At 59.4% G+C, this 10,364-nt stretch carries 16 protein-coding genes and 1 pseudogene; 6 read left to right on the top strand and 11 right to left on the bottom strand.

Annotated features, from left to right (window positions below; all coding sequences use genetic code 11):
* Positions 1–184: 184 nt before the first annotated feature.
* The 4 genes and pseudogenes from LL972_RS21835 to LL972_RS21060 all read left to right on the top strand — a co-directional run.
* A pseudogene (locus LL972_RS21835) lies at positions 185–334 on the top strand (type II toxin-antitoxin system RelE/ParE family toxin); the annotation flags it as partial.
* 3 nt (positions 335–337) lie between these two features.
* Entirely contained in the window at positions 338–601 is a 264-nt protein-coding gene (locus tag LL972_RS21070; RefSeq protein WP_228329252.1) for a hypothetical protein, read from the top strand.
* Positions 602–813: 212 nt separating this feature from the next.
* Complete coding sequence (locus tag LL972_RS21065; protein ID WP_228329251.1) at positions 814–1,068, top strand: DNA -binding domain-containing protein; 255 nt, start codon at positions 814–816, stop codon at positions 1,066–1,068.
* Positions 1,069–1,079: 11 nt separating this feature from the next.
* A complete protein-coding gene (locus tag LL972_RS21060; RefSeq protein WP_228329250.1) occupies positions 1,080–1,379 on the top strand; it encodes a helix-turn-helix domain-containing protein in 300 nt (99 codons plus the stop codon).
* Between the two features lie 87 nt (positions 1,380–1,466).
* Here the strand turns inward: LL972_RS21060 and LL972_RS21055 are convergent, their stop codons facing one another.
* The 11 genes from LL972_RS21055 to LL972_RS21005 form a co-directional block, all read right to left on the bottom strand.
* Complete coding sequence (locus tag LL972_RS21055) at positions 1,467–1,724, bottom strand: hypothetical protein (RefSeq protein WP_228329248.1); 258 nt, start codon at positions 1,722–1,724, stop codon at positions 1,467–1,469.
* 12 nt (positions 1,725–1,736) lie between these two features.
* Positions 1,737–1,982, bottom strand: a complete 246-nt coding sequence (locus LL972_RS21050) for a type I toxin-antitoxin system ptaRNA1 family toxin (protein ID WP_228329247.1) — start codon at positions 1,980–1,982, stop codon at positions 1,737–1,739.
* Between the two features lie 66 nt (positions 1,983–2,048).
* Positions 2,049–3,533 carry a P-type conjugative transfer protein TrbL gene (gene trbL / locus LL972_RS21045; protein ID WP_228329245.1) on the bottom strand — a complete coding sequence of 495 codons (1,485 nt, stop codon included), beginning with the start codon at positions 3,531–3,533 and terminating at the stop codon, positions 2,049–2,051.
* The gene (trbK, locus tag LL972_RS21040; protein ID WP_016849180.1) at positions 3,530–3,760 is read right to left on the bottom strand and encodes an entry exclusion lipoprotein TrbK; all 231 of its coding nucleotides are present in this window, start codon (positions 3,758–3,760) and stop codon (positions 3,530–3,532) included. Before trbK ends, trbL begins: the two co-directional genes overlap by 4 nt.
* 12 nt (positions 3,761–3,772) lie before the next feature.
* A complete protein-coding gene (trbJ, locus tag LL972_RS21035) occupies positions 3,773–4,555 on the bottom strand; it encodes a P-type conjugative transfer protein TrbJ (RefSeq protein WP_228329244.1) in 783 nt (260 codons plus the stop codon).
* A 156-nt stretch (positions 4,556–4,711) separates the two neighbouring features.
* Positions 4,712–5,131 (bottom strand): type II toxin-antitoxin system VapC family toxin, encoded by a 420-nt coding sequence (locus tag LL972_RS21030; RefSeq protein WP_005934647.1) that lies wholly within the window; start codon positions 5,129–5,131, stop codon positions 4,712–4,714.
* Positions 5,128–5,388, bottom strand: a complete 261-nt coding sequence (locus LL972_RS21025; RefSeq protein WP_228329242.1) for a FitA-like ribbon-helix-helix domain-containing protein — start codon at positions 5,386–5,388, stop codon at positions 5,128–5,130. The genes LL972_RS21030 and LL972_RS21025 overlap by 4 nt, the downstream gene beginning before the upstream one ends.
* A 412-nt stretch (positions 5,389–5,800) precedes the next feature.
* Positions 5,801–6,082, bottom strand: coding sequence for a TraK family protein (locus tag LL972_RS21020; RefSeq protein ID WP_228329241.1), 282 nt, complete (start codon positions 6,080–6,082; stop codon positions 5,801–5,803).
* A gap of 616 nt (positions 6,083–6,698) precedes the next feature.
* Positions 6,699–7,619 (bottom strand): replication protein C, IncQ-type, encoded by a 921-nt coding sequence (gene repC / locus LL972_RS21015; protein WP_429002215.1) that lies wholly within the window; start codon positions 7,617–7,619, stop codon positions 6,699–6,701.
* A complete protein-coding gene (locus LL972_RS21010) occupies positions 7,558–8,436 on the bottom strand; it encodes a helicase RepA family protein (RefSeq protein WP_128417694.1) in 879 nt (292 codons plus the stop codon). Before LL972_RS21010 ends, repC begins: the two co-directional genes overlap by 62 nt.
* 3 nt (positions 8,437–8,439) lie before the next feature.
* A complete protein-coding gene (locus LL972_RS21005; protein WP_228329239.1) occupies positions 8,440–8,673 on the bottom strand; it encodes a DNA-binding protein in 234 nt (77 codons plus the stop codon).
* A gap of 81 nt (positions 8,674–8,754) precedes the next feature.
* Here LL972_RS21005 and LL972_RS21000 point away from each other — a divergent pair, with 81 nt between their 5' ends.
* Positions 8,755–9,759, top strand: coding sequence for a LuxR family transcriptional regulator (locus LL972_RS21000; RefSeq protein ID WP_323134240.1), 1,005 nt, complete (start codon positions 8,755–8,757; stop codon positions 9,757–9,759).
* A 121-nt stretch (positions 9,760–9,880) separates the two neighbouring features.
* Positions 9,881–10,126 (top strand): helix-turn-helix transcriptional regulator, encoded by a 246-nt coding sequence (locus LL972_RS20995; RefSeq protein WP_228329236.1) that lies wholly within the window; start codon positions 9,881–9,883, stop codon positions 10,124–10,126.
* The last annotated feature ends 238 nt before the right edge of the window (positions 10,127–10,364 follow it).

The raw sequence follows: 10,364 nt of genomic DNA, 5'->3' as shown, positions 1-10,364 counted from the left end.
GCATCACGCCTGCCATGAAGTTGGCGATGGCCACTTAGCTCCACTTCTGGCGACCGCTAGAAGTGGGGGGATTACCACCTGTGCAGGACTGTAGCCGGCAAGCTTGGCCGTCCTGGTAATGCTGTGGCCGGATCGGCGCAAGGCGATCACCTGGCCGCGGCGCTTCGGATCGGCACGTCGGCCCCTCTACCCGGCGCTGCGGATGGCCCGCTGTGAACATCACTACGTCTTTTGCCTGCCGCGCGAAGATGCGGCAGCATTGATCGTGGCGATTCTGCATGAGCGAATGGACCTCCTGACGCGGCTGTCGGCTAGGCTCGTCCAGGAGGATTAGAGGATGGAAAAGATGGTCCGCATGTCGATACCCGTCGATGCGGAGTTGAAAGCGGCTTTTCTCGCTACCTGCCGCGAAAACGGATGCAGCGGCGCGGAAGTGATCCGCTTCGCCAAGCAAACGGTGGTGGATGCCTCCCGCGATCCCGACGCCTTCCGCATCCAGCTTGCGACCGACACCGCCGAGCCTGCGCCGCTTTCCACGCGCGAGCGGATGCATCAGACGGTGCGCCGCTCGCTGGCGGAGATTTTCCAGGTGGCGGCATGATGGACGGACACGAGCACCGCCACCAAGCACGGGAGAGCTTCACGAATGACGCGCTGCGGGCCTGGAAGGATTACCAGCTCAACGGTCGGCATTTAACGCTGGCCGAAGTCATGGTATGGCTAAAAACCTGGGGCACTCCAGGGGAAACAGCCATACCGACCCCACACACCTGACGAACCGGAGACAGGCTATGCCCGAGGTCGATCCTGACGTTGCCGACGAGTGCCGTGGTCCAACAGGATCCCCCTTACGACGAGGCCCATTTTGTCACCTATATGCGGCTTCTCGACGTTGAGGCAGACGGCGCGAACTGGCAGGAAGTCGCCCAAATCGTGCTGCACCGTGACCCTGTGGCAGAACCGGAGCGCACCCGCCATTGCTGGGAAGATCATCTAAGACGGGCAAAATGGATCACGGATAGCGGCTATCGGAAAATCCTCACCGGCGACCGCGACAGACTGCAATAAAGGGAGGCCACATGCGTCAGAAATCTATCGTATCCGTGCCAGACCAGGGCGATATTGAGTTTTTCAGAAGCAGCGGCAATGTCTACGCCGATCTCGACATACCCGACGCAGAGGGGATGCTGGCTAAGTCGCGCCTAATCATGCAACTGAACGACGCTATCAAGGCACGGCAATGGTCCAGAAAACAGGCGGCCGCCGTGGTAGGCCTGTCAACGTCTGCGCTGTCGCGAGTGCTACGCGGCCAGTTCCGAGCCTACCAGGTCGATGACGTGGCCGGCTGGCTCAACAAGGCCAGGGACGCGGCGAAATGAGCTAGGACACACCTGGAGAAGACAAGGCGAAATAAACAAGGGCGGCACACTGGCCGCCCTTGTTGTCGGGATACCTTGAAGGGAAGATTAGCGGCGGTTGAGATTGTGGAAAGGCCAGCCTTGTACCTTTGAAAGCTGGTCAGCGGTTCCGATCAGACGTTGCCCGGTCGGCCGCATGACGGTCTGCTGTATGCGTTCCATCTTGTCCGCGATCGCCGTGGCCTGGGGGCCTAAACCCAATGCCCAGATGAGCCGGCCGAGGAAATAAAACCCGAGCATGACGACAAACATCAGTGCCCAGACGATCAGCAGATCAGAGAATGATTGCGGGGGAAAAAAGTCCATAAAGCCTCCGATTTACTGAAAACGACCGTTGTGAGCGCTCAGAACGTTCTGAATCTGCGTCCTGGCTTTCAGGAAGTCATCGCGTGTCGCGAGGCCCGTTTCGGCCTGGTAGAACAGCACCATGAACATGTTGGCCGTGGCTTCGGCCAGCGGCCCCAGCTCGCGGGCGGTTGCCTGGTCCAGCCAGTCGATAGCGTTCAATTCCGCTGCCGCGTGCTGAACGACTTGGGAAAATTCGTTAGGATGTACAGTTGCCATTTTTCACCTCTCTCACAGGTGGATATTGGAAGTGTCGGCCGGCGTTGCATCGTCGGCCGACGCGCTTTAGGTCGTCTGCGGCCAATTTACGAACGCCGCAACCTCATCATTGCCAGCGGCTGCCGGCGCATTGTCATTCGAGCTGGAAGGGCTGTTGTCAGCGGTCGAGCTGCTGGCCGCCTTGATCGTCGCAGCGAGCTTGCCGCCGGTGGTTTCCGCAATCCGGCTCTTGGCCGCGTCGGCCATGCTGCCGGCCTTGGCCGACGCCATCGAGCCGATGCCTTTGGCGAGGTTGGCGACCGTTCCTTTCGCGATCTGGCCGGCTTTTCCGCCACCAGAGGAACTACCGCCGCCAGAGCTACCGCTGCCGCCCGATGCCCCATCGCCTGCGGCTTGGGCCATCGGGGAGCCGCCGCCACCGGATGCAGCGGCCATAGGCTCGCCGCCGGCAACGCCAACGCCAACGCCAACGCCGCCAGATTCCCCGCCGCCGCCTGCGTTCGACATACCACCGCCGCCGCCATCGGCGGCTTGAGCGGCCGCCGAGGCCGCCGCCATGACGGCTTGCGCACCGCCTGCGGCGGATGCGGCCAAGGAAGCACCGCCGGACGCAGCAGCGGCCACAGCTTGCGCCGCCATGCCTGCGGCCGCCATGCCCGCACCTACAACCGCGCCGGCTCCGAAGTTACCGAGGCCGCCGGCCGCGCCAACGCCGCCGCCGGTGATGATGCCGGAGATCAGAGGCAGCACCCGGTTAATGAGCAGCAGCAGGGCCAGGCAAAAAACCAGCATCACGCCCATTTCTTCAAAGTTGAGCGTGCCCTTGCCCATCTTGGCGTAAAACCCGGTCAGCAGATCGTTGCCGATCCCGACCAGAGCGACCATGACAAGCAGGTTGACGCCAACCCCGAGGACGGTCTTGTAGTAGTTGATCGCCATATCAGAGGTCCAGCGCGAGCCGCCGAAGCCAAGGAAGAAAATTCCCAGGTACATCAGGCACCAGGACGACACCAGAACAAGCAGCATATTGACTGCAATGGTGGCGAGCAGCAGCAGGATTCCAAGGCTCAGAATTGCCCCGATGACGGTATCAACCGGACTCCACAGGGACGAATTCTTGACGTGCTGCTGAAAGATCATAAAGCCCACATCGACGATGCCGGAGGGCGTCACGGACGATACGCCGGTGGCTTTCGATCCGAGTTGCTGCAACGACTGAATAATCGCATCTGCGATTTCTGGCCCGTTGCGCAGCAGCCAAAGGTAGAAGCCGAAAAACAGGATGAAGCGCACAAACTCCGCGAAGAACTCGCCAACATCGGCCCTTTTAATGACCAGTGTGCCGCCCGTCCAGACCAGGGAGATCGTGCCCAGGGTCCAGAAAAGCCACGTCGCGGCATCCATGATGACCGTTTTCCAGCTCGATGCCTTGCTGGCGAATTCCGTCACCACCTGGTCAAGCATGCCCTGATTGGTTAGCTCGGCCGAGGCGTCCGTTGAGAACAATGCGAAGGCCAGGCCGACGCTAAGGGCGAACGCCATTCGTTTCATGGTTTCACCTCCAGCCAGTTCTTGGGATTTTCGGTCGGTGCAATCACCGACCGGCGGGAGCACGCGCCGGCGAACTGCTCGCGCGTTGGCCGATCCTCGATTTTCTGGATGCGGTCGGGCGCGCAGTTTGCCGCGTTCACCTCGGGCATTTGGGCCGGCTGCTTGTTATCGCAGCCGGCGACCAATGCGACGAGAACGGCGGTCAAGAGGACCGTTGATTTCTTCATGTTCTGGCCCTCCTACGGCTTCACTTGCAGCCAGTTTTTCGGGTTGGGAGTCTTCCCGATCCTGGGTTCCGTCGATGCCTTATGCGCGGCTTCCTGCTGCGCCTCACGGTCGGTTTGGGCCTGCAACTGCGCACCGATGGCGTTTTGCTGCGCGAGAAGCAGGCCACGGATTTGCAGGAGCTGGTTGGATTGTTGGCTGGCAATCTGGTTTGCATATCCGATGGCTTCCATCTGCCCTTTTGCGCCCTGCGCCTGCGATTGCAGCCGTTCGAGCTGGCGCGCATCCGACTTTAGATTTTCCTGCTGATCTTTGATGCCCTTAAACAGCGCATCATTTGCAGCCTTTTGCGACTGTGAAGCCAAGGCGCGGGTCTTTTCCAGCGCCGCGCGTTCGGTGTCAGAGCAGCCGGTCGAGGTGAAGCACGGCGAGGATTTGTAGTAGGACACGTCCTGGAACCTGCCTAGGTAAGCGTCCAGGCTGCCGGCCTGATTGGTGAGGTTATTCAGGGTGTCGATGGACTGCATCAAGCCGTTGATGGTGGTCTGTGCCTGATCCCACATGTAGGCCGCGGGCGCGACCGTGTTTTGCAGCATGTTTTCGTACTGCTGCAACTGCGTCTGGTATTGCTCGATTTGCTTCTGGACCTGCGCAACCTGTTGAATCGCGGTGACGGTCGTTTGCGACAGGTTGGTTCCGTCAATGACCGGGATGCCCGCGTGCGCAGGCATTGAGGCGACGCCAACAGTGAGGCCTATGGAGAAAGCGATTTTAGCCGCTAAAACGTGCTGCTTCATGGTCATTACCTCGCGATAAATGGCTGCACCCTCGAGCAAGCGCCCTTGTTCAAGGGTTCATCGCGTAGCTGCGCCACGGAGCTACCGGTGATTGACCTGGGCGACACCGAAGCCCGGCCTTTTTGATCAGATCACGGTGTCAAGTAGTGATTGGATTTACTGATGGTTCCAAGGATTGATAACAGTAAGCCCAGCCGCTTCGAAAGGGCTGGTGTCGCGTGTTGCTACGATAAATCCCTTGGAGGCCGCAATAGCCCCAATATATCCGTCAGGTGTTGGAAAACCCTTCCCGGCTGTGCGGGCCTTCACCGCCAGCTCGGCATAATGGCGAGCCGCTTCGGTGTCGAACATCAGCACCCGCTCGCCGAACAGTTCGAGCAAGCCGTCCAGGGCTTCGCCCAGGCCTTTCTTACGTTTCCCGTTCGGCAGCGCGCCGATGCCGAACAGCAGTTCGGCAAGCGTCACGCTAGACAGGTAGAGGGTTTCCGCTACCTGCTCATTCAACCAAGCTCGCACGGCCGGGTTGGGTTCGGGTTTCATCGCCTCGGAGACTACATTCGTATCCAAGACAATCATTCAAACCTCATCGGTTCTGCCGGCACCTTGTCGCGCACCTGGTCCAACACTGCGAAATCATCGTTTGTCAGCCCTACTTGGCGGCCAAGCTCCGCCAACGCGTCGCCCATGCGGATGCGGATGCGCTTTTCTGACTTAACTGCACTCTCCAGAATCTCGCGGACCTCCGCCTCTGTACTGCGGCCATGCTCGGCGGCCCGTAAGCGCAGAGCGCGATGCACCTCGTCGGGCACATTCCGCACTGTCAGGATTGCCATAGTCAAGACCTCATATGTGACTTCATTGACTTCAATATAGCACAAATGACATCATCCAGGCAAGGGCGGCTGCGGCCTATCTCTCTGGCGTTCCAAGTCTTCGGCGGTAGCCGGCCCGGCCTCGCAGAGCAGGATTTCCGTTGAGCACCGCAGGTGCGAATAAGGGACAGTGAAGTAGGAACACCCGCGTGCGGGTGGGCCTACTTCACCTATCCTGCCCGCCTTACGGCCTTGTTTTTGCCTCGTATGAGTCATCGAATTTCGCGCTGTAAGCGCACCGTTGCTTCGCAACAGCGCGCCAGCAGCGCGAGGATTGAAAGAAATGCCCCATTTCCGCGCGCCTGCAGCGATCCAACAACCGATAGCAGTGTTTCGGCCACGCACTTGCAGCGATTGAGCACGGGGCTTTTCCTCACTTCGCGCTGCCGTGACTGATGGAGCCAGGCGGTGCATGGGTGATGTGCTGGCGAACGTATTTCAGGAACGTCTCATATCGAAAAGGGATGCGCCCGATCTCGCGCATGTGCTCCCAGATGATCTTGAGCGCGTAGCCGGCCTCTATCGCTTTCTTAACGTCTGAGCGCGCCGCCATGAAAGTGGCCAGGTAGTCCCTGCGCTTGATCTGCGAGGCCTGCTGCTCAAGAGCGAGCCGTGCGGCCAACTCGGCGGGGTAGCTGCTTTCTGTCGTCGCCATATCCGTAAACCTCCGTTATCAACTGAACTACTGCGCAGGTTACGGAGTGCCAGCCTGCGCAACATTCCAATAATTGGCCGAAATGGTTGACATGAAGCGGGAGCCTATAACGTGCCCCAAGACAGCGAGGGCAGCCATTCAGCATCACCGACAAGTTGAACGCCAGAAGGGAGTTGGTCCATAGATAATCGGCAGCGAGGTGGCCCCTCAAGTGTCAATGAACCGTTCGGCCGCCATCGTCGAAAGCGGCGCTAGACGCAAGCCTCGCCTGGGACGACGATCCTGAAGCACCGCCAAAGTCGGGTCCAACGTTCGCGGCCTGGCCGCGAATGGCGCTTGTTGTATGTTGTAGCGCGCTACAACATAAAACACCGATTCATTGACAGTTGAGGGGCGCTTCGTTTTTAGCCGCTAATAATGGTGCGGCCGAGCTACTCCTCCTGGCGTACAACTCAACGGCTGAAGACCGACCATGGCAAGGACCTGGCGTCGCCCTACAGGGCGGCGGCAAGTACCGCGCCTAGTAGATGATCCTGGAAGATCATGGATGGAACTTGCGAACTAGCCGCAAGCCCGCGCCATTGCTGTGTTTTCCGGTTTGAGGCGGGGAGCGTTGCTACGGAGGAAAGGGAACATTGCTACGGCGCTTGGGGAACGTTACTACGGGCTTCGGCCTGCCAATTCCCCACTTCCCTGCTGCATACTCGCTCACCTTCCAGCCCACGGTAGCAAGCTCGGCCAGAGCTTTGCGCGCTTTCTGGCGGCGCTTCTTCATAGCCTCGGCGTTCGCCTGGTCCGGCCAGACGTAGCCAGCAAGCGTATCGAGTTCCACGCGCCCGGCTTTGCCAGGATCGATCCAGCCGCATAGCCGTTGGTGAATAAGGCGGGCCGGGTCGGTTTGTAGCGCCCGCACCTCGGCCATCTCGATGCGGGTATACGGGCGCCGCCCAAGAATCGCCTCTGCAATCTGGGGATTCAACGCGACGAATAGCCGTCCGTCCTCTTCGTCGAAGGCGTAGCTCATCAAGTGAAAAGACCTTTGCCTAATCCCATTGGTGACTACCACCGTCACGTTTGCCATTCGCAGCAAACACGCCTTGATCGCCCTTATATTGTCGCCGCCATCGGTCAAGCCGATTTCGGCTAGCAGGCTTGTCATGCTCTCTCGCACGACAAGCGCATCCTGCCCTACCGCTTCGAACTTCGGCTCAAGGAATAGACGCAGTTGCCTCGGCAACTCTGCTGTTGGATCTGGCGTCAAGATGATGCCCTTCGGCCCTCCAAGAGCCACAAGACCTTGTAGCAGCCGCATGTCATCAGCACCAAGAGGCTCGAAGCCGACAAACCGCGCTTGTTCATTCTCGGCGTAGTGATACGTCACATCGAGCTTGAGCCTCTTCCGTTCGCCGCGCTTGAGACTGCGGAACAAACCGGGGACCAGGCAATGCATCGGATCGTGCCGGGCATGGGTAAGGTCAAAAGCCATCGCTTCGCCTCCGGCCATCACGCCCCTTTTCTTCATTCTTGCTGGCTTCATGCAGCTCCACTGGCACCAGAACGCCGCCTGCGTGCCGCATGTACCAGCGATCAAGCGTCGTAGCGTCGTAGTTCTGCTTGTTAACGCCGAAACGCACGAAGTAGCCTCGCCGCTCATTGCCGATGGGCTGCCGGTCATGGGCGCGGTCGCTAAGGCGCTTCGCCTCGTCCTCAGTCATGCGCGCGACGTAACCGCACCACCTGGCATTGTCGATCAGCGCGGAAGCGCCACGCGCGGCCTGCTGCTGGTCGGTTTGGCCTTCGCGGGCACTTCCCTTGCTGACGTGGTGCAGGTAGAGCACGGATGCGCCCGTGGTAGCCGCGACCTGCTCGAATACGGCCACGAGGTGGGCCATGCTGCCATTGCTGTTCTCATCGAGGGCGTGGATGCGGCTCAGGGTGTCCAGCACAATCAGCCTGGCCCCGGCGCTGTACTCAATGACGCGGCGCAAGTGAGCCTCGTCCATGACGTTCAAGCGCTTACCCATGATTGGCTCAAGCGCAAGGTTCTCTGCGATGGCTTGGCGTGCTGCGTGTCCGAGGTGCTGGCCGATGGCGTGAATGCGCCGCACAAGCGCGGACGGCGGGTCTTCCCCAGCCAGATAAACCACGCGCCCGGAGTGTGCGGGAGCCAGGCCCACAAGGTCGCCGCCGGCAACGCTGCATGCGATGCTCATGGCCGCTTCCAGCGCCCAGAAGCTCTTACCGGTGGCTCCTGGAGCAACGAGCGCGCCCACGGTTCCAGCCAGGAAGCCCGGCCATATGAAGTCCAGCACCGGCGGTTCGCACTCGAACGCCGCCAGGACGTCAATCGCCACGACTTAGTTCCCCGTTCCGTATAGGGACTCGTCGCTCAACACCTCGGCGATCTGCGAGGTTCGGAAGTAGACGCGCCGACCGATCTTGAAGCGAGCCTTGTTGATTTCCCCCGCCCATTCGCTCGCCGTGCGCAAACTGACCCGCAGTCCATCCGGTGATCGATCCAGGACAGAGGCGAGCTGCGCCATGCTCAGTAGCGGGCCGAAGCGTTGCAGCAGCGTGTCTTCTATCGTCATTGCGTAAACCTCCGTTATCAACCGAATTGCTACGAAGGTTAGGTGTTATGGGTATTGCCTACATCTTATTAGTTGTCCAAAATGGTTGACATGAAGAACGATACAACCATTGTCACCTGGGAAGGCTGCGATCCCACTGTCTCGGAAGCCATCGAGCAGTTCGAGGATCGCTGGCGGCCGTATTCCGCCTCCTCGCGGCGCTACCCCATCGTTGGGCTGATACAGGAACTCATTGACCCCGCTGTGGCTGCGTACACGGCGACGCTGCCGCAACGCTACTTGGGCCATATCCCCGGAGCAGGAACAGGGGTGAGTTTCAGCGGAATCATTCGACTGGTGGGACTTGATGCGATGGTTCTCCTGCAACGGGAACTACTCCGGAAGTTCATCCGCCAGGAGGACTGCACAAGCGCAAGGGACAAACGGTTTACAGCTACCGTCGAATCGCTGTTTGAGCTGATATGGGCCTGCGCCCGCAAGCAACCAGTCGAATCGCCACTGCTCGGCCCGGATGGCAAGGCACGCGGCTTGAATGGAAGACGCCGGCAAGGATTTTGCCGATTTTGCGGAGCGCTTACCGAGCTGGCTTCGTTTGTAGGCGATGAGTCTCAATTGCGCGGAGCCGCTGACTCACTTCGCTTGAGCAGCCTGTACTGCGTAGCTCATCAGCCCAAGCTGCTGAACGGCGCAGCGAACCCTGCCTATAGACAAGTAACACGATCCATCGCGCAATTCGATCTCGAATTGGCAAGACTTACCCGGCAATGCGCGAAGCGATCCAGACCCCATGCAGCGGCATCAGGCGACAAACTGGTTGATGGTTACTTCTTTCACTACATGCTGAGTCAGACCTTACAGCCAGCCGACCTGACTGAGCTACGCAACCTGGCGCGATTGATGGTGGACTCGAAGCTGTCGGACACCAAGAAGAAGATTTTGTTGCTCCAGTATTCCGGGCTTAATCAGTCAGAGATTGCAGAACAGCTTTCAAGTAACGATCAACGGCCGCTGACGCGCCAAGCAGTATCTAAGACCCTTAAGGCGCTGGCATCAATCCCTGCAACGTTTCACCTGAAGAAGTGGTAGGCGCGCTCATTCCCCGACCTTTTTCGTTGTCAACCAAAGTGAACAATTATTTGGCCGATCTGACCTGAATTGCCGGGCACCATCAGGCACATGTTCGCAATTGACTGAAAGAGGCCAGGGGATGCAGGCAACGACAAGTAAGACGCTCATCAATCGCAAGAAACTGCTGGCGATGATCCCGCTGTCTGAGCGCACGATTTTCAACATGGAGCAGCGCGGGGAGTTCCCGCGTCGAATCGCACTCACCAGCCGAAACGTCGCCTGGGACTTGACCGAGATCGAGGAATGGATTGAGGCGCGCAAGGCGTCGGGCACTCAGGCCATGCGCCCCGGCTTCACCTCGTCGGTCGCAGCTGCCACTTTTTAGCGGCTAAAACGCAGTGCCCCTCAAGTGTCAATGAAACCAGAGGCCATGCATACAAGCTACGTAAGCGTCGAGCATGCATGGCGTCATGACGACTTGCATGCATATCAGCTGATGCCCTTACCGCGCGTGTTTTGCCCGGGGCAGCTTTGGGCGAGGTGACACTGTCGACTCCCCCTAATTCAATGCCAGCCAAAACTAGAGGTCTGCGGTTGATGTTGATCACGGAACTCGGCGGGCG

It is taken from the genome of Xanthomonas campestris pv. asclepiadis (assembly GCF_020784175.1).
GTDB classification, from domain to species: Bacteria; Pseudomonadota; Gammaproteobacteria; order Xanthomonadales; family Xanthomonadaceae; genus Xanthomonas; species Xanthomonas campestris_D.
The sequence above is the reverse complement of the archived record's forward strand: the minus strand, read 5'-3'. Positions and strand labels throughout refer to the sequence as shown.

Coding starts and splice junctions, on each gene's coding strand:
- LL972_RS21025 (WP_228329242.1), bottom strand. CDS start 5,388: ATGGCAATCCTGACAGTGCGGAATGTGCCCGACGAGGTGCATCGCGCT.
- LL972_RS21000 (WP_323134240.1), top strand. CDS start 8,755: ATGGTTGACATGAAGAACGATACAACCATTGTCACCTGGGAAGGCTGC.
- trbK (WP_016849180.1), bottom strand. CDS start 3,760: ATGAAGAAATCAACGGTCCTCTTGACCGCCGTTCTCGTCGCATTGGTC.
- LL972_RS21030 (WP_005934647.1), bottom strand. CDS start 5,131: ATGATTGTCTTGGATACGAATGTAGTCTCCGAGGCGATGAAACCCGAA.
- LL972_RS21005 (WP_228329239.1), bottom strand. CDS start 8,673: ATGACGATAGAAGACACGCTGCTGCAACGCTTCGGCCCGCTACTGAGC.
- LL972_RS21060 (WP_228329250.1), top strand. CDS start 1,080: ATGCGTCAGAAATCTATCGTATCCGTGCCAGACCAGGGCGATATTGAG.
- trbL (WP_228329245.1), bottom strand. CDS start 3,533: ATGAAACGAATGGCGTTCGCCCTTAGCGTCGGCCTGGCCTTCGCATTG.
- trbJ (WP_228329244.1), bottom strand. CDS start 4,555: ATGAAGCAGCACGTTTTAGCGGCTAAAATCGCTTTCTCCATAGGCCTC.
- LL972_RS21070 (WP_228329252.1), top strand. CDS start 338: ATGGAAAAGATGGTCCGCATGTCGATACCCGTCGATGCGGAGTTGAAA.
- LL972_RS21020 (WP_228329241.1), bottom strand. CDS start 6,082: ATGGCGACGACAGAAAGCAGCTACCCCGCCGAGTTGGCCGCACGGCTC.
- LL972_RS20995 (WP_228329236.1), top strand. CDS start 9,881: ATGCAGGCAACGACAAGTAAGACGCTCATCAATCGCAAGAAACTGCTG.
- LL972_RS21050 (WP_228329247.1), bottom strand. CDS start 1,982: ATGGCAACTGTACATCCTAACGAATTTTCCCAAGTCGTTCAGCACGCG.
- LL972_RS21055 (WP_228329248.1), bottom strand. CDS start 1,724: ATGGACTTTTTTCCCCCGCAATCATTCTCTGATCTGCTGATCGTCTGG.
- repC (WP_429002215.1), bottom strand. CDS start 7,619: ATGAAGCCAGCAAGAATGAAGAAAAGGGGCGTGATGGCCGGAGGCGAA.